Annotated in this window: 14 protein-coding genes; 12 read left to right on the forward strand and 2 right to left on the reverse strand. The window is 57.0% G+C overall.

Translation table 11 applies throughout. The annotated features are described in order from the left end of the window. Window positions 1-2: 2 nt before the first annotated feature. Complete coding sequence (locus CJ187_RS07620) at window positions 3-1,466, reverse strand: CCA tRNA nucleotidyltransferase (protein WP_199171112.1); 1,464 nt, start codon at window positions 1,464-1,466, stop codon at window positions 3-5. A gap of 99 nt (window positions 1,467-1,565) precedes the next feature. Here CJ187_RS07620 and CJ187_RS07625 point away from each other — a divergent pair, with 99 nt between their 5' ends. The 12 genes from CJ187_RS07625 to CJ187_RS07680 all read left to right on the forward strand — a co-directional run bounded on the left by CJ187_RS07625 (window position 1,566) and on the right by CJ187_RS07680 (window position 16,763). Continuing rightward, entirely contained in the window at window positions 1,566-2,102 is a 537-nt protein-coding gene (locus CJ187_RS07625) for an NUDIX hydrolase (RefSeq protein ID WP_102216976.1), read from the forward strand. 38 nt (window positions 2,103-2,140) lie between these two features. Further along, window positions 2,141-4,318, forward strand: a complete 2,178-nt coding sequence (locus CJ187_RS07630) for a DUF6049 family protein (RefSeq protein WP_284668102.1) — start codon at window positions 2,141-2,143, stop codon at window positions 4,316-4,318. Next, a complete protein-coding gene (gene murJ / locus CJ187_RS07635) occupies window positions 4,318-5,997 on the forward strand; it encodes a murein biosynthesis integral membrane protein MurJ (protein ID WP_102216978.1) in 1,680 nt (559 codons plus the stop codon). The genes CJ187_RS07630 and murJ overlap by 1 nt, the downstream gene beginning before the upstream one ends. A gap of 118 nt (window positions 5,998-6,115) precedes the next feature. Continuing rightward, a complete protein-coding gene (locus CJ187_RS07640) occupies window positions 6,116-7,558 on the forward strand; it encodes a hypothetical protein (RefSeq protein WP_102216979.1) in 1,443 nt (480 codons plus the stop codon). 201 nt (window positions 7,559-7,759) lie between these two features. Continuing rightward, window positions 7,760-8,683 (forward strand): thioredoxin-disulfide reductase, encoded by a 924-nt coding sequence (trxB, locus tag CJ187_RS07645; RefSeq protein WP_102216980.1) that lies wholly within the window; start codon window positions 7,760-7,762, stop codon window positions 8,681-8,683. Window positions 8,684-8,692: 9 nt separating this feature from the next. After that, window positions 8,693-9,019 carry a thioredoxin gene (gene trxA / locus CJ187_RS07650; protein ID WP_102216981.1) on the forward strand — a complete coding sequence of 109 codons (327 nt, stop codon included), beginning with the start codon at window positions 8,693-8,695 and terminating at the stop codon, window positions 9,017-9,019. 225 nt (window positions 9,020-9,244) lie between these two features. Next, window positions 9,245-10,564, forward strand: coding sequence for a PLP-dependent aminotransferase family protein (locus CJ187_RS07655; protein ID WP_199171113.1), 1,320 nt, complete (start codon window positions 9,245-9,247; stop codon window positions 10,562-10,564). Between the two features lie 25 nt (window positions 10,565-10,589). Further along, the gene (locus tag CJ187_RS07660; protein ID WP_102216983.1) at window positions 10,590-11,582 is read left to right on the forward strand and encodes a D-alanine--D-alanine ligase family protein; all 993 of its coding nucleotides are present in this window, start codon (window positions 10,590-10,592) and stop codon (window positions 11,580-11,582) included. Between the two features lie 334 nt (window positions 11,583-11,916). After that, window positions 11,917-12,921: an ornithine carbamoyltransferase gene (locus CJ187_RS07665; RefSeq protein WP_102216984.1), complete on the forward strand. Its 1,005-nt coding sequence runs from the start codon at window positions 11,917-11,919 to the stop codon at window positions 12,919-12,921. Between the two features lie 258 nt (window positions 12,922-13,179). Further along, window positions 13,180-14,115 (forward strand): carbamate kinase, encoded by a 936-nt coding sequence (gene arcC / locus CJ187_RS07670; RefSeq protein ID WP_102216985.1) that lies wholly within the window; start codon window positions 13,180-13,182, stop codon window positions 14,113-14,115. 17 nt (window positions 14,116-14,132) lie between these two features. Beyond that, entirely contained in the window at window positions 14,133-15,728 is a 1,596-nt protein-coding gene (locus tag CJ187_RS07675; RefSeq protein ID WP_102216986.1) for a YfcC family protein, read from the forward strand. 351 nt (window positions 15,729-16,079) lie between these two features. Further along, on the forward strand, window positions 16,080-16,763 hold the full coding sequence (locus tag CJ187_RS07680) for a helix-turn-helix transcriptional regulator (RefSeq protein ID WP_284667375.1): 684 nt from the start codon (window positions 16,080-16,082) through the stop codon (window positions 16,761-16,763). 5 nt (window positions 16,764-16,768) lie between these two features. Here CJ187_RS07680 and CJ187_RS07685 read toward each other — a convergent pair whose 3' ends face one another. Next, window positions 16,769-18,226: an APC family permease gene (locus tag CJ187_RS07685; RefSeq protein WP_102216988.1), complete on the reverse strand. Its 1,458-nt coding sequence runs from the start codon at window positions 18,224-18,226 to the stop codon at window positions 16,769-16,771. Window positions 18,227-18,376: the final 150 nt, after the last annotated feature.

Raw genomic sequence — 18,376 nt, forward strand, 5'->3', positions numbered from 1 at the left:
TGTTACTTATTGTGCGTTTTCCACCATTGCACAAGCTCTTCTTCGGCCCGTTCTTGCCCCAGAGGTCCTTCTTCCATGCGGAGTTTGAGGAGGAACTGGTAGGCCTGTCCCACCTGTGGACCCGGTTCTAATCCGAGGATGCTCATAATCTGATCTCCATTGAGGTCCGGGCGTACCGCATCGAGTTTTTCCTGTTTGGCAAGCTGGTCGATCCGCGCCTCTAAGTCGTCGTACGCGGCCCGCAGGTAGTTGGCTTTGCGTCGGTTGCGGGTAGTGCAGTCCGCACGGGTCAGGCGGTGGAGGCGTTGCAGTAGGTCACCGGCGTCAGCCACGTAGCGACGCACCGCCGAGTCCGTCCACCCCTGCTCACCGTAACCGTGGAACCGCAGGTGTAGGCGCACCAGTTTGGTCACGGCTTTGGTGGTGGCTTTGTCGAACTTCAGAGCTCGCATGCGCGCCCGCGTAAGCTTTGCCCCCACGACCTCATGATGGTGAAAAGAAACCGTTCCATCGGGTTCAAATTTGCGGGTGTCGGGCTTGCCCACGTCGTGCATGATCGCGGCGAAACGGAGGATGAAGTCGGGGGCGGGAACCGGGCCGGTTTCGTCAGTTTCCATGGACATCGCGTTGTCTAATACCGTGAGGGTGTGCTCAAACACGTCTTTGTGACGGTTGTGTTCGTCGACAGTGTCGCGTAACGCGGAGAACTCCGGGAGCACTTCGTCGCACACCCCGGTGTACACCATGAGTTCTAAACCGCGGCGCGGATACGGGCTGATCATGAGCCGGTGCAGTTCCGCTTGGATGCGTTCTGCGGACACGATCTGCAGGCGCGGAGCTTGCGCGGACATTGCGGCCATCACGTCTTCGGACACGTCAATGCCCAGTTGGGCGGTGAACCGGGCGGCCCGCATTATCCGCAGCGGGTCGTCGTCAAAAGACTGCTGGGCGGAAACCGGGGTTTTTAACACGCCTTCCGCCAGGTCTTCTAACCCACCGTGGGGGTCCACGAGTTTCAGCTGTGGCAGCAGCATTGCGCACGCGTTGATGGTGAAGTCGCGGCGCGAAAGGTCACCTTCCAGGTGGTCGCCGTACTGCACGGTGGGTTTGCGTGAGGTACTGTCGTACTCTTCGGTGCGGTAGGTGGTGACTTCAACGGTGAGACCCGCTTTTTGCCCGCCGATGGTGCCGAATGCTTTCCCTACCGTCCACGTGTTCGCTCCCCATTTGCGCAGTAGTTCTTGCGTGTCGTCGGGGCGAGCGTTGGTGGTGAGGTCGAAGTCATGGGGGGTTTTCGCTAGGAACGCGTCGCGCACAGGGCCGCCCACGAGGGCGAGTTCGAACCCGGCGTCGGTAAACACGTGTCCGAGTTCCACGATTTGTTTCGGCAGGTGTTTGAATGCCGCGTGAGCGTTCGCCAGTAGCGTGGTTTGCGACCCACAACCCACATAGTTCGTCGTATCCATCCCTATAAGAGTGCCAGAAATGCAGCGGCGGCGCTAGAACGCTAGGCGCTAACGTTGGTGAATAGACACTTTTTTGCGCTCGCCTAATAGAGTAGGGGTATGTCTTCACGTAATCGTCGCCACCCGCTGGGGGTACCGCGCCCTCCGCGGAAGCGGCGTTTTCGAGCTCGTAAAACCCCAACGCTGGTGGTGGATGAAACTAGTGCGGGCGGCTTGGTAGTGCGCATTGAGAAGGGTCACCCGTACGTGGCGGTGATTGCGCGGCGGAACCGGGCGGGCAAGATTGAGTGGTGTTTACCGAAGGGACATTTGGAACCGGGTGAGTCCGCCCCGGTGGCTGCGGTGCGGGAGATCGCGGAGGAAACTGGGATCACGGGCCAGGTGGTGGCACCGCTGGCGTCTATTGACTACTGGTTTTCTTCTTTTGACAAGCGGATTCACAAGGTGGTGCACCATTATTTGTTGGAGTACGAGTCGGGTTCGATAACGGTTGAGAACGATCCGGATCACGAGGCGGAGGATGCCGCGTGGGTTCGTTTAGACCGCGTTTCTGCACGCCTTGTGTATCCGAATGAGCGTCGTATCGTTGCGTTAGCGATTGACTTACTTTACCCCCCTGAGGTGGTGCGCCTGTGAGGCGGCGCAGCCGCGGGCACGCGGCCCGCCCGGTTTTGGTGGTCTGCTGGGTACTGACCGCCTTGTTTACCTTGGTGTGGAGCGGGTTAGCAACCCCTTCCGCGAGCGCCACTGCACGGGTTTCGACTAGTACCCCCGAGGTGTCCCGCGCCGAGCTTCAACCGCTAACTAGATACCCTCAGGTTGTGCGGACCCATGCGAAACCAGCAGGTGTGGGCCGGCTGGAGGGGTTAAGAACAGAGCCCGCTAAAGCGCCGCCGTTGGAGGTTACGGTTGAGTCGATATCCCCTCAGGTGTTAACGGACCAGACGGAAGTTACGGTGACGGCGACCGTGACGGCGCATTCAAAAGGTTTTGAACGCGCGTTAGCGACCTTGAGTGTGCGGGAGGATTCTGCCGCGACGATGGCTGCGTTAACGGATTATTTGCGCGGAAAAGGGGGCGGTGGTTTAGCGGTTGGGCAAGAGGAACTACCCAGCCTGCAGGCGGAGCAGACGCGGACGGTGAAGTTCACGGTGCCGACGCATTCGCTCCCTATATATGACGCGTTCAACTGGGGGCCGCGGGGGGTGGAGGTGTCCGTGCAGGCCACGCAGGAGAAATCCGCGCAAGATACAGATGCGGATGAGGGTACGCAGGTAACTCCTAACGAAGGAGCGGGTACGCAGGCAACTGCCGGCGAGGGAGCGGACAAGCAGGCAACTGCCGGAAACGACGAGGGTGAGGCCGTGCAGGCGGCGGCGCGGTCGGTGATTATTTGGGATTCGCAAACGGACCTGCAGCCAGTTGGAGTAACGGCGCTGGTGCCGGTTGGGACGCAGTTGGATAAGAACCTTAAGCCGCAGTTCCCGGCCGGTCCCCTGGTGCCGCGGCTGACCACGGTCCCGGGGGTGGCGGTTGCGGTGGAATCGCAGTTACTAAATACGGATAAGCAGCTGGTGCAAGACTTGGTTTCGGCGCGGCAAACCCCGGTTACGCTACCGGCGTTGGGCGCGAACCTGGCAGATTTGGCGCATACCAAAAACAAGGCGTTCATTAAGCTGGCGAAAGCATCTATTGGGGTGCATAAAGCTGCTGATGAGGCGCAGTTACCGACCGTTGATAACGTCGTGTGGGCGCGGGGTACCGCTTTGGATCGCGTTACCGTGCGCGCGTGGGCAGACCGGGTGATCATCACATCTGACGAGGCGCTCGCACCGGTTTACTACCCCAGTTACACGCCCAGTGCCGTGTTCAGTGTTGACCCCCGCTCGGGCGTCACGCTGCAGGGGGATGCGGCGAACGCGGGTACGCGCATCATTGCCACCAAGCAGAGTATCGACAATCTAATTGCCCAGCCGGCGAAAACCCCTGCGGAAGAGTTCAACGTGCGTCAACTGTTGCGCGCCAGCACCGCGATAATCACCCGCGAACTGCCATACGAACCCCGGTCGATCGCGGTTGCAGCGCCCACGGAGCTCACCAGTAATACCGTAGAGCGGCTGCGGGCCCTCATGAATAATTCGTGGGTGAAACCGACCCCCCTAAACGCGCTTTTGAACGCGGACATAACGCAAGCGCGAGTGCGGGAAACACTGGTGGAACACCGCCCCACCAGTGGGATTAACGCGAGCCAAGCGGAAGCAACCATGTCGGCGCTCGCCAGCACGAACGCGGTTGCCGCCGCGGTGGCGGACACGGATACGCAACCGGCACGGCTGCGTCAAGATGCCCTGCTGGTGGCCCGCAGTGTCAAAACGGCGAAGCAAAGAGAGCAGATTTTAACGGATCTGAAGAAGCGGGCTCAGGCAATCTCAACAGCGCTGGTGGTCGCCCGGTCCGCGCCCATTAACCTGCTGGATTCCAAAGCGAACCTGCCGATAACGGTGAGTAACAAACTGGCGGACACCGCGAACGTAACCGTCACTGCCACCACGTTGGACCCCCGTTTGCGCCTCGGGGGTGCGCAGAAAACACAGGTGGCGGGGCGGACCGCAAAACTGGTGCGGATTCCCACCGAAGGCATTGGTTCCGGTAACGTAAAAGTTCGCGTATCCTTAACGAATCCGCAGGGTAAAGCGTTACACCCACCACGTGAAATCGTGGTGCGGGTGCGTGCCGGGTGGGAGTCAAAAGGAACGTTCGCTATCGGTGCTGCGCTGGCAGTGCTTTTAGTGATAGGTGTTGTGCGTAGTATTCGAGGTGGTAGACGTGCCTCTACATCCAAGGAGGTTTAATGTCCCCAGATAACGAAGAGCTGGTGGGGGATCCGAAGCAGACGTCTATTGCTCGTTCCACGGCGATTATGGCGGCGGGCACAATCGTGTCGCGCCTACTCGGGTTCGTCCGCTGGGGCCTGCTGCTGGTCGCGGTTGGGGGCACGGGTGCTAACGATGCGTTCCAAGTGGCGAATACCCTCCCTAACACCGTGTTCAACATGCTGGCTGCGGGGCTTTTAGACGCGATTTTGGTGCCTCAAATTGTGCGGGCGTTCAAAACCCGCGGTGGGTCCGCGTACGTGAACCGGTTGCTCACGTTAGCGGGGTTGATTCTGCTGGGGCTCACCACGCTGATGGTGATTGGGGCGGGTGTGCTGGTGGAGATTTCTGCGGCGCAGATGGATCCGCAGTGGAAGCATTTGGCGATTATTTTTGCGGTCTGGTGCTTGCCACAAATCTTCTTCTACGGCCTGTATTCCCTGTTGGGAGAAACGTTGAACGCGCGCGGCGTGTTCGGCCCGTACATGTGGACACCGGTGGTTAATAACGTGGTCGCCATTGTGGGTCTGCTGGTTTTCATGATGGTGTACGGCACCGGCGGGGACCTGTTGGACGCCGCCACGTGGGATTGGAGTCGCACCGCCCTGTTAGCAGCCCCCACCACGCTGGGGGTAGTGGTGCAGGCGGTTATGTTGATCCCGTTTTTACGTTCCGCGGGCGTGCGGTTGCGGCTTGATTTTCATTTCCGAGGCGCGAACTTGCGTTCGGCGTCCAAACTGACGGCGTGGGTGTTCGCCACGTTGACGGTGGGTCAGTTGGGGTACTTGTCGACTTCGAATATTGCGGCGGCGGCGAACAGTTGGGGGGTTGCGCACGACACGTTTGCGCCCGCTAACGCCGCAATGTCGTACACGTTTATGGTGTATATGTTGCCGCAGTCGATTATTTCGGTTTCGATTGCGACGGCGTTGTTCACGCGCCTGGCGGCGTCTGCGGCGGATCATGATCATTTGATGATGGCGCAGCAGTACCATTTTGGGGTTCGTATCACGTCTATGTTGACGCTGTGGTTAGCGGCGTGCGTGGGGGCGGCAGCAGCCCCGGTTTTTCAGGCGTTGGGGCCTAACAATTCGGTTGAGATCCTGTCGGGTTTCGTGGACGTGTTGATTGCTTTGCTGCCGGGTTTGGCTGGGGCGGCGGTAATTTTGTTTTCGCAACGCGTGTTTTATTCCCTTGAGGATGGGCGCCCGGTGTTCTTCACGGTGCTGGTGCCTACGCTGTGTGGGATTGCGCTGGCGTGGACGTTGAAGGCGTTTATCCACCCGACTTTCTGGCTGCTCGGAGCTTCGGTTGCGGATTCGCTGTCGCGGATTGCGCAGGGGGTGATTGCCGCGTTCTACGTGAAACACAAGCTGCCGGACGCGGATCCGCTGCGGGTTATTAACGACGCGCTGCGCTACGGTTTTTTTGCTATTTCCGCCGCTTTGGTGGGGGCCGCGTTTTTGCACGTGGTGGGCCCGTTTGCGACGGGTTCGGCCCTGGTGTGTCTGCTGGGTGCCCTCTGGCGGGGCTTGTTTACCGGCGTGATTGTGACGGGTGTTTTCTTCGGTTTCTTGATTGCGTTCGATAGGGCGAATTCGCAGCGGGCGCTGGTGGTGTTGTCGCGCCGGATTCCGCCGCTGCGCCGGTTCTTGTAGTGATTTGCACCGCGTGTGTGTTGTTAAACGGTGCGTATGCGCCGGTGGGATACGCGTTGCGTTAAGCTGAGTGTGAATATTTTGTTGGTTTTTACCGTGTTTTTTGAGGGGGTTGCGCATGTCTGATGCTGAGCGTGAAGATCAGTCTACGCCGAAGCCGGACACCCCGGATGAGTCCACCGGTTCGTTCACTCAAGCTGTTACCGGGGCGCTAAAGCGGATTAACCAGTCGATGTCTACCCAGGCGTTGCAGAAGAAGCTGCGAGAGCGGTTGGGTAAGCAGGCGCGGCGTAATCTTGGGGAGCGCGCGTCTTTACCAGATTTTGAGGACCTGTTGGTTGACCCGCAGGTCGATCAGCATGAGCCTCGGCATTCGCGTGGTGACGTGCTAGATCAGATGCGGGCGTCGGATAAGACACCCACGTCGGCAGGAGAACCGAAAGGTGCGCCAGCCCCTCAGGTGTCTGAAACGGCGGAACCGGGTGAAAGTGCAGCGGAACCGGAAGACACGACTAAGGCGTTTGTGAATGAGGTGGTTAACGCGCAGCCACTCGATGGGGAAGGAGCGTTGTCGCAGTTGCCGAAGTGGCGGGCGCTACCCGTGCCGAAGGAGTCTGAAACTGAACCTCAGGCACCGGTGGATACGGACGCTGACCACGCGGAAGAAACGCAGCTGCGGACCACGGGTATTCCCCAGGTGGTGCCCACAAGTGGAGCCCACGAGGACGGTGAGGCGGAGTCGGCTGGCTCTACCGATGGGGAACCTGGCGCTGATACCGCGGATACAGCGGAAAAAGAGGGGCAACCGTGGTTGCAGACCTTGAAGCGGGGGCGGGGACGCGTCCTGTCTCTACCGTCTGGGACGCGGGCACTGTCGCATTCTTTGCATAGCGTGCGCACTTCGTTCGACGAGTTCAACGAGGGCGCGAGCGTGGACCCGACGCGGCCAACGATTATCCTGTTTGCCTCCCTCACCGTGGTGGCTGCGCTGATTGCCACACTGACGTTGTTCAACACTTCTCTGCCGAGTGTTTTCACCAAGTCAGACTCACCCAAACCCGCGGCGGCAGCACCGCAGAAAGAGACGCAAGAACCTCAGGAGAAGAAGGAGCCTCAAGCGAATAAACCGCAAACTAGTGCGCCGCAAGTGGATTCTATAGAAGTGGTTTCGTTCCAAAATGACGGTGGCGACCACCCGGATCAGGCCGCGCAAATGTTTGACGGGAACCCAGATACGGGGTGGCAAAGCCGGTACTTTATGAACCCGGACCTGCCCCCGGAGAACACGATCCGCCTGATCGTGCACCTGAAAGCGGATGCGGACGTGAAGGAAGTTTCATTCGACGGGCCGATTGAAGGTGGGCAAGTGGACCTGCGGGTAGGCGATGGGTCCAAGCCGTTCGAAACGAAAGTGTTGACGTCCGCGGCAATGAAGGGGACGACCACCTTGAAGCCTTCTGAGGTGACGAAAGGGAAAGTGGTGACACTCGACTTCGTGTCCCTACCCGTGGATGACGAATCGCATTACCGCGTGAAAATAAACGAACTGCGTGTCAAATAGGCCGTAGGGTGTGCTCTGGGGGCGCTCCTGGCGCGCGCGGATGGGGCGCAGATTTCGGGGCTCGCGACCCTGTGTTTCGCTGGAAGCGCATGCGGCTTGGGGCGCGGGAATAAAGTGGGTGCCTGTAGAGTTGTGTTAGTTGTTGGATGAGTACTGTAACGATTAGTGCTGTAACTCTTTGTGATTGACCAGTGGAGTTTTATGACTGAACAGAACGTACACGATTTGATCATCGTAGGTTCGGGCCCAGCCGGGTACACGGCCGCGGTCTACGCAGCCCGCGCGGGCTTGGCGCCTTTGGTGTTAGCGGGCGCGGTTACCGCCGGGGGTGCGCTGATGAACACCACGGATGTGGAGAACTTCCCGGGTTTCCCAGAAGGGATTTTGGGGCCGGAGCTGATGGAGAATATGCGGGGCCAAGCTGAACGTTTTGGCGCGGACATCCGCATGGAAGACGCCACTGCTTTGCGCCTACAGGGCGAGGTTAAAGAGGTGGAGACCGACGAGGATACGTACCGGGCACGCGCCGTGATTATCGCCACCGGTTCCGCCTACCGCGAGCTGGGTTTGGAGGGTGAGAAAACGTTTGCGGGCCGTGGCGTAAGCTACTGCGCTACCTGTGACGGGTTCTTCTTCCGCGACAAACCGATTGTCGTGGTTGGCGGTGGGGATTCCGCAATGGAGGAAGCGACGTTCTTGTCCCGTTTTGGATCATCTGTGCTGGTGGTGCACCGCCGCGACGAGTTGCGTGCCTCGAAGGTCATGGCAGATCGGGCGATGGCGGATCCGAAGATTGAGTTCGCGTGGAATTCCGTGGTTGTGGACATGAAGGGAACGCAGACCCTGGAGTCCGTAACATTGGAGGACACGGTCACGGGTGAACGCCGCGATGTACCCGCGTCCGGTTTGTTTGTGGCGATCGGCCACGAGCCTCGCACGGACTTGGTGAAAGATCAGTTACCGCTGGAGGGCGGTTACATTAAGGTGGATGAACCGTCTACCCGCACCCCGATTCCGGGGGTGTTTGCGTGCGGTGACGTGGTGGATTCCACGTATCGGCAGGCAGTTACTGCTGCGGGCACGGGTTGCCGGGCAGCGTTGGATGCACAGCACTATTTGGGTTAAGGAGTTTTTATGTCTGAGGTTCTTGATGTAACAGATGCTAAGTTCCAGGCGGAGGTTGTGGATTCCACTACCCCGGTTTTGGTTGATTTTTGGGCGCCGTGGTGTGGCCCGTGCCGGCAGATGGCACCGATTATCGATGAGGTAGCTGCAGATCTGGACGGTAAGTTGAAGGTCATGAAGTTGAACGTGGATGACAATCCAAATACCGCGATGAAGTTCGGGATTGTTTCTATCCCCACCATGATCCTGTTCAAAGATGGGGAGGCTGTGAAAACGATCGTTGGGGGTCGGCCAAAAGTACAGTTGAAGTCCGAAATTGAGCCGCTACTGGGATAACAGCTGGCCCCCGAGCTGGGATAGCAGTTTTCCCCGGAGCGGGGCAACAGGTTCCCCCGGGCTAAGTTAAGTTGCCGGGATGACTTCCCGCCGGGTTAGGTTTCGGTTTTAGAAAGCGCGCATGCGTGGGTTTTGTCCACGGATGCGCGTTTTCTTTTCTCTTCTGTGTAACGGGTGGCACAATGGACAGGGTTAGTGTGTTTACTTCTATGAATTGAGGACAACGTGACTGATCGCGATGCGCGGAGTGTGAATGAGGGTACGAGGCTTGACCCCTGGTTCGATGCTTACGCCGCCCGAGCGCACGGGTTGCGTTCGTCTGAGATCCGCGCGTTGTTCGCGGTCGTGTCGCGCCCCGAGGTTGTGTCTTTGGCGGGTGGCATGCCGAATATTAAGGATTTGCCGTTAGACCGTTTGGCGCAGTCGGCGGCGGAGTTGATTCGCCGTGATGGGACGCAGGCGATGCAGTACGGTTCTGGGCAGGGTTGGGAACCGTTGCGGGAACGCATTACAGAAGTGATGACGTACGACGGGATTACCGCGGATCCCGATGACGTGGTGGTGACGACGGGGTCGCAGCAGGCGTTAGATTTGGTGTCGGAACTGTTCCTTGAGCGCGGTGACGTGGTGTTGGCAGAAGCCCCGTCTTACGTGGGGGCGTTGGGCACGTTCCGGGCGTATGAGGGCGATATTGTCCACATTGAGATGGATGATGACGGTTTAGTGCCGGATGCGTTGGAGCAGACGATTAAGCAAGTGCGTGCCTCGGGGCGGAAAATTAAGTTTTTGTACACGATCCCGAATTTCCACAACCCGGCGGGAGTGACGATGTCGCAGGAGCGGCGTGCGCAGGTGGTGGAAATTTGCCGGCGTGAACGCGTGTTGATTGTGGAGGATAATCCGTATGGCCTGCTGGGGTTTGGGGCGGATCCACTGCCGGCATTGCAGTCTTTGAATCCTGAGGGCGTGGTGTATTTGGGTTCGTTTTCGAAGATGTTCGCCCCGGGTTTCCGCATTGGGTGGGCGTTGGCGCCGCATGCGGTGCGCGATAAGTTGGTATTGGCGTCGGAGTCCGCGATTCTTTCGCCGTCGATGGTTGGGCAGATGGCGATCGAGGATTATTTGTCTAACTACGATTGGTATTCGCAGGTGAAGGTGTACCGCGGGATGTATGAGGAGCGGTGCCAGGCGATGATGAAGGCGTTGGAGGATTATTTGCCGTCGTGTTCGTGGACTAAGCCGGATGGTGGTTTTTACACGTGGGTGACGCTGCCGGATGGGTTGGATGCGAAGGCGATGTTGCCGCGCGCGGTGACCGGTTTGGTTGCGTACGTGTCGGGCACGGCGTTTTATGCGGATGGTCGGGGTGGTGACCATATGCGGCTTTCGTTTTGTTATCCGACTCCGCAGGAGATTCGTGAGGGGGTGCGCCGCCTTTCGCGGGTGATTTCGGCGGAGCAGGAGTTGGTTGAGATGTTTGGTACTAATGTGCGGGCACGCGTGTCGGATGATTCGGTGAGTGCGCCCGCACCAGATCAGCGTTGATGGGTTTAGTGTTTAGGAGACGGGTGTGACGTTGCGGATTCTGATTGTTGCTGGTGGTTTAACGCATGAGCGGGACGTGTCTTTGCGGTCTGGCCGGCGGGTGGCGACGCTGCTGCGCCGGGAGGGTCACGCGGTTAAGGTGTGTGATTTGAACGCGCAGCTGTTTACCACGTTGTCGGAGTTTGACCCAGATTTGGTGTGGCCGATGATTCACGGTTCTGTGGGTGAAGATGGGTCTTTGCAGGACTTGTTGTACTTGCTTGGGTACCCGTATGTGGGTTCCACGCCGGATGCGTGTGTGTTGGCGTCGTCGAAACCGTCGGCGAAGGCGTTGGTGTCGCAGTATGGGGTGTTGACGCCAGCTTCGGTTAGTTTGTCGCAGTCATTGTTCCGCCAGGTGGGTGCGGAGGGGATTATCCGCGCGATTGATGATTCGTTCCGCTTTCCAGTTATGGTGAAGCCCGCAGATGGGGGTTCGGCCCTGGGGATTTCGCTGGCCACTTCCGAAGACCAGTTGCGTGCCGCGTTGGTAGATGCGTTTTCGTATGGGGATGCAGTTATGGTGGAGGATTTTGTTGAGGGCCGTGAGGTCGCGGTTTCTGTGTTGGATGTGACGGATACTGCGCGTGCACTTCCCCCGGTGGAGATTGTTGCTGAGGATGGGCGTTATGATTATGACGCGCGTTACAACCCGGGGCGGTCACGGTTTTTTGTGCCCGCACGTTTGAGTGACGATGAAGCAGATTCAGTTAAGGACGTGGCTGTGCGGGTGCATGAGGCGCTCGGTATGCGCCACCTGTCGCGCATTGATTTGATTGTTGACCATGAGGGTGCGCCGTGGTTTATTGACGCGAACGTGGTGCCCGGAATGACGGATACGTCGCTTTTCCCTCAAGCTGCGCAGGCGGATAGTTCGTTCACGCAGATTCTGAACCAGTTGGCTTACACGGCGGTGGATGATACCGACGGTGCGGAAGAGGGAACTGACCCAGCCGACCTGGAGAATACGAAAGAATAGCTTCCGCGCAGTGCTAAGTTCGCGAGCCTAGCCCCGAACGCGTGGTTTAGAAGGCGCGCATAGCGAAGTAATCGGGGGTGCACGCGCTTTCCTCGCGTACTCTTTGACAACTCAGATCGGTTTTAAAACTGCGGGTTTAGTTAGGGTGTAGCGGATTCTAGATACTAATTAGGGTGATCTAAACCCGGATCTATCCTCGATTCAACCTGGTTTAAACGTTTCGGTTCCTGAGCCAGTGTGGAAGTGTGAGCTGTGCCGCAAGAAAAACATTTCGGCGCTGAATCGTCCTCACTGCGAAGATGCGAAGATGCGTCGACGAGGAAAGGAATTTTTCATGGCTGTAAACCTGAAGAACCGTAACCTACTGTCGTTGGTACACCACACACCGCAAGAGATCATGTACTTGCTCGACCTGGCGCGGGACCTCAAACGCGCTAAGTACGCGGGTGTGGAACAGCAGCTGCTGAAGGGCATGAACATCGCCCTGATCTTCGAGAAGACCTCGACACGTACGCGTTGCTCCTTCGAGGTTGCTGCACACGACCAGGGTGCGCAGGTCACCTACCTGGATCCGACGGGTTCACAGATTGGCCACAAGGAATCCATGAAAGACACGGCTCGGGTACTGGGCCGCATGTACGACGGCATCGAGTATCGCGGATTCAAACAGGAACTGGTTCAGGAACTCGCTGACTACGCCGGCGTACCGGTATGGAACGGCCTGACCGACGAGTTCCACCCCACCCAGATGCTCGCTGACGTCATGACGATGCGTGAGCACACCGACAAGCCGATCAACAAGATCTCGTTCGCCTTCGTGGGCGATGGCCGCAACAACGTGTCGAACTCCCTGCTCCTCATTGGTGCAAAACTGGGGATGGACGTGCGGATCGTAGCGCCTAAGTCTTTGCAGCCCACCAAGGAACTGCAGGACATGTGCGGTAAGTTCGCAGAAGAGTCGGGCGCACGCATCACGGTAACCGAAGATGTGGAAGCCGGTGTTAAAGATGTGGACTTCCTGTACACCGACATTTGGGTATCCATGGGTGAGCCAATCGAGTCGTGGGGTGAGCGTATCGACATGCTCATGCCGTACCAGGTAAACAAAGAGATGCTGAAGAAGGTTGGGAACCCGAACGTGAAGTTCCTGCACTGCCTGCCTTCGTTCCACAACTCTGAAACCAAGGTTGGCGAGCAGATTGCGGAGCAGTACCCGGATCTGGCCAACGGCATTGAGGTAACGGAGGATGTGTTCGAGTCCAGCGCTAACATTGCGTTCGACGAGGCCGAGAACCGTATGCACACCATCAAAGCTGTAATGGTGGCGTCACTGCGGTAAGCATTCGAACCTGAAGGCTAAAACCGTTGCCGGCGCACTTAAGCCGGTTGGGTTTTGGTCTGCTAGGTAGCGTCTTTTGGACGCGCAGGGGACTTGCCTCACACGATCCGGCAAGTCCCCTTCACAGCAAATTTTACAAATTCGATTCCACTATGTGCGCTGCCCCGAGTGGTGGTGCACGCGGTGGGTAACGCCAGGGGTTCGGCACTTAAGCTACGGGCTCTATGCCGACTTTTAGAAAGATATTGAGGTCTTTTAATGGGTAAAACAATTGTTATTGCTTTGGGGGGAAATGCTCTTGGGAAAACACCTGAGGAGCAACTAGAGCTAATCAAGCAGACCGCCACATCTATTGTGGACATTGTTCAAGAGGGTGCGCACGTTATCGTCACTCACGGTAATGGTCCTCAGGTAGGCATGATTAAGGTGGCTACGGATGAGGCCGCTAAAGCGGGTGCTGGCACCCCGGTTATTCCGTTTGCGGAGTGCGGCGCAATGTCCCAGGGCTACATTGGATACCACTTGCAGCAGGCAATCGACGCGGAGATTACGCGTCGTAACCTTCCTGGCCAGGCCGTGTCTTTGGTGACGGAAACTGAGGTTGATGAGAACGACCCAGCGTTCGAAGCTCCGTCGAAACCCGTTGGCGCGTTCTTCACTGAGGACGAAGCGAAGAAGCTGATGGAAGAAACGGGTAACACCTACGTGGAGGATTCAGGCCGTGGGTGGCGCTGGGTAGTTGCTTCTCCGCTGCCGAAGGCGATCGTGCAGATGCCGACCATTAAGACTCTCGCAGAGACCGATACTGTGGTGGTTGCCTCCGGCGGTGGTGGCATTCCAGTTGTCGCTGAGGGCGATGGGTTCCGCGGTGTACCAGCGGTTATCGATAAGGACCGTTCCGCCGCCCTCCTGGCTTCGGAGCTGGGTGCGGACACCCTGCTGATTTTGACGGCTGTGGACAGCGTGTACGTAAACTTCAACCAGCCTGACCAGCGTGAGCTACGCAAGGAAAGTGTTGAGGCTATGGAGGGCTTCATGGCTGACGGCCAGTTCGCTAAAGGTTCCATGCTGCCAAAGGTAGAGGCTTGTGTTCAGTTCGCTAAGAACAACCCGGGGGCAGAAGCGATCATCACGTCTTTGGCGAAAGCTAAGGATGGTTTGAACCACCGCGCCGGCACGTCGATCGTCGGCTAGAAAGTTAGGTAACTGCGATGAGTGAACACAGTGCGACTGCCGGTGAAAACACTGCGGTCGAAGATAAGCAAACTAAGCGCCGGGGTAAGAAGCATCATTGGCGTTTTAATGTTCCCACCGCGTTTACGATCCTGTTCATCTTGACGGTCGCAGCTGCGATCGCCACATGGGTTGTGCCTGCCGGTGCGTACGCAAAACTAAGTTATAACACTGACACTTCTCAACTACAGGTGTTGGAACCTAAGGGTGATACTAAAGATCTTCCAGCGACGCAAGAAACTTTGGATGACCTGGGTGTAAAGATCGATATTAAACAGTTCACCTCGGGTGCTCTGGATAAACCGATCTCGGTTCCGAACTCGTATGAGCGGTTGGAATCTAACCCAGCTGGTATCACTGACATTCCGAACGCGATGGTGCGCGGCACAATTGAAGCGGTGGACATCATGGTGTTCATCTTTGTGCTGGGCGGACTCATCGGGGTGGTGAGAGCCACGGGGGCATTCGAATCCGGCCTGATAGCGTTGACGCGTAAAACTAAGGGACACGAGTTCCTATTGGTGTTCTTCGTTTCGCTATTCATGGTCGTGGGTGGTTCCCTGTGTGGTTTGGAAGAAGAGGCGGTTGCGTTCTACCCGATCTTGGTGCCCATATTCTTAGCGATGGGATACGACTCGATCGTGTGCGTGGGCGCCATCTTCCTCGCTGGTTCAATGGGCACCACGTTCTCTACCATTAACCCGTTCTCGGTAGTTATCGCTTCGTCTGCTGCTGGTATTCCATTTACGGAGGGGATTATCTGGAGGGCCGCTGGCTGCGTAGTTGGTGGCGCGGTGGTTATCGCTTACCTGTGGCGGTACTGCAACCGGGTTAAGAAAGATCCGACGTCGAGCCTTACCTATGAGGATCACGAGAAGTTCCAGAAGCAGTGGTCTATGGGTGGTAGTGAAGCGAAGAACTTCAACTGGCAGAAGAAACTTAGCTTGTGCCTGTTTGTGGCTGCGTTCCCGATTATGGTTTGGGGCGTTATGGCTAAGGGCTGGTGGTTCCCCACCATGGCCGCTTCGTTCCTAACGATCGCTGTGATCGTGATGTTCCTGTCCGTGTTTGGTGAAGACAAGTTGAGTGAGAAGCAGCTGAACGACGCGTTCATTGAGGGCGCTTCTTCACTGGTTGGGGTGTCGCTGATTATTGGTCTGGCTCGCGGTATCAACCTGTTGATGAACGAGGGGTTGATTTCTGACACGCTGCTGCACGGCGCAACGCAGATGGTCTCTGGGATGAGTGGTCCGCTGTTCGCGATTATGATGCTGGTGATCTTCTTCCTGCTCGGATTCGTGGTTCCGTCTTCATCTGGTTTGGCGGTGTTGTCCATGCCGATTATGGCGCCGCTAGCCGACGCGGTTGGGATCCCACGGTGGATCATCGTGTGTGCTTACCAGTGGGGCCAGTACGCAATGCTGTTCTTGGCACCAACCGGTTTGGTGATGGCAACGCTACAGATGTTAGATATGAAATATCAGCACTGGTTGAAGTTCGTCTGGCCAATGGTGGTATTTGTCTTTGGATTCGGTGGAGTCTGTTTGGTAGCTCAGGTTATGATCTACTCGTAACTCAACTAAACCTATATTGATTGCGGACGCATCTTGGTAATATACCAGTGCGTCCGCATTCATATAGCCGAAAGTTGAGAGATGTCATTTCCATTGTTTTACTACACTCTTGTAGTACTACTAACCTCGGGTTTGACGTCAGCTATTTGCGTTTCAATATTCTTACTTTCACGCCGTAACACGTACCTATTCGCCGCTCTTTGCTTTTTCACTTACTTCTTCGACGTAGCATTGGTGCTGCGTTCTTCGTTCGTGATGGGACACAAGCCCCGCACTATCTATTCGATTACAAGCCCTGTGGAATCTATGATTCTTGCGGCTATATTAACGGGCTGTATGTGGCTTGTTTGTTTGGCTTTTATTGAAGTGGATTTGCGTTGGGCGGTGGTGCCCGTAGTTTCCGTGCTGGTTCTTTCGACCGCTGCTTTACTGTTAATTGAGGAGCAGAAGTACGCGGAGTTTTGTTTTTTCACTGTGCGTGGGTTAGCGCTAATTGCCCTATTGGTCTTTTTAGCGGTGAGGTACTTCCGAGAATCTGGGAGGGTGCAGCGCTTTAGGCTTAAACGCCACCGCTTATTGTACGTGTTAACAGCGTTGTTAGCGGTGGGTACGATTGTGTGGAATGTGGTGTTTATTTTAATTCTCCCCGGGCACAGTGGGGTGGCTAATGAGCGCCCATTTTTACCTGAGCGCAATTTTGTGGAGAATCTTTTGTACCTCACGTGGATGGTGTTCATTTTGGGTAGTGGCGCGCGGATTCTGCACGCTCACTTTGAGGAACCACCGGAGAAGTCGGTGGGGCCCGACGAAGTGTTCTTGCTGTCGGCCGTTCGGGTTTTTGGGGCCTCAAGCAATTTGACGGAACGGGAAGTGGAAGTGTTTACCCATATCCTCGCGGGCCGCACGAACCGGGAAATCGCAAACGAACTATTTTTGTCTGAATCCACGGTTAAGGTGCACGTGCACAATATTTTGAAGAAGACTACTACGGCGGATCGCAAAGAGCTTACGCAAGCGTTTTGGCATACTGTCTAGCCGCATTACGCCGCGAGCGTTGGTTTACTTGAATTACGTGAAGCCACCCAACGTAGTGCCACGCCGGCGATTAACCACACGATTACGATGCACCACGAGACTGGATCCAGAACTGCGGGGGAACCGGGGATTACTTGTAAGCCAACTAAAATTAGGCCTGCTAGCACTGCGATTCCGATTCCAATTTTGCCTCCGGGTACTTTGTAGGGTCGTGGTAGGTCGGGTTCGGTGAACCGCATCTTCAGGCAAGCGGCGGCCGCTACGGTGCAGGCCACTACGAAGGCGAGTGCGTCTACTTTGGTGAGTGGGATCAGCAGGTTCCCACCTAGGAACGGTCCGACAACGGTGGCTACCGCCAGGATTATGTTCGGCACCACGGGGGTGCCGGTTTTGGGGTGGATTTTTGCGAACGAGCGCGGGAGGTGTCCTTTGCGTCCCATCGCCAGCAGGATTCGCGCGGTGGCACCGTAGAACGCGTTCATGGGCCCGATTGGGCCGATTGTGCCGATCACCAGCATGGGGATGTATAGGTATATGGAGATTTTCAGGATTGATGACAGGGCTGGGACGGGGTCGGCAACGGATTCTTGCCAGGGGAATATGGTTCCGAACGCGTAGATGCAGATCACGTAGAACAGGCCGGATGCGAGTAAGACTAGACCGATGATTCGGCCGAATTTTTTCCAGTTCAAGTTTGGGCCCGCTTCTTCTGCACTTTGAGGGATCGTGTCGAACCCGGTGTAGAAGAACGGGGTGATTACGAGGACAGCGAGGAACGCGGTTAGGAACGTGCCGGCGGTGGTGGTTACCCCCGCAACTGAACCGGAGTTTTGTGCGGACACGCGCGCAAATGTGGGCAGTAAGTTGGATGGGGATCCGATGAACAGTGAGGTAACCATGGCGAGCAGCATGCCAGCCAATAGGGCTTTGGCGAGGAAGCTGCCGAGTTTCGCGGCGGCGCTGGCTCCGCGGAAGTTCAGGTAGATCACTAGCAGGCATACCGCTTCGGCAACCAAAGTGGGGATCAGGTAGATGGGTGACCCTGCGATTTCGTAGAGTTTGATGCTGGTGATCCACTCTAAGCCCGGTAGGTCCGCCCACATGCTCGACAGCAGCGCGCTGATTGCGATGGCTTCCCACGGGCACAAGATGGCGTTACCCAGGGCGAGGAACCAGCCGGTCATGTGCCCCGCGGTTTTACCGAAGGTCCGTTCGGCGTATTCTACGATGCCACCGGAAATGGGGATAGCGGCGGTGAGTTCCCCAAAGACCGCGCCGATGGGTAGTAAGAACAGGGCGCCAGCGGCGAATGCCAGCATCGCGGAGATGGGGCCGCCACCCATGATCATCCAGTCCCCAACGAGTAGTACCCAGCCGGTACCAACGATCGCACCAAAACCCATGGTGAAGTAGTTCCACAGGCTGAGCGACTTCTTCATCCCTGTAGTTTGTGTCTCACTCATGATTGCCTCACTGTTAATAGGAGTTGTCAGCTAACTCGCTTTTGCTGCGGGCTAACCGAGGAGTTGTCAGCTAACCCGCCTGTTTTGCGGACTAACCCGTGTTCGCGATGAAACTAACCCGCCTGCTCTGCGGGTCAGCCTGCGTTTTTA

The organism is Gleimia hominis, assembly GCF_002871945.2.
GTDB lineage: Bacteria > Actinomycetota > Actinomycetes > Actinomycetales > Actinomycetaceae > Gleimia > Gleimia hominis_A.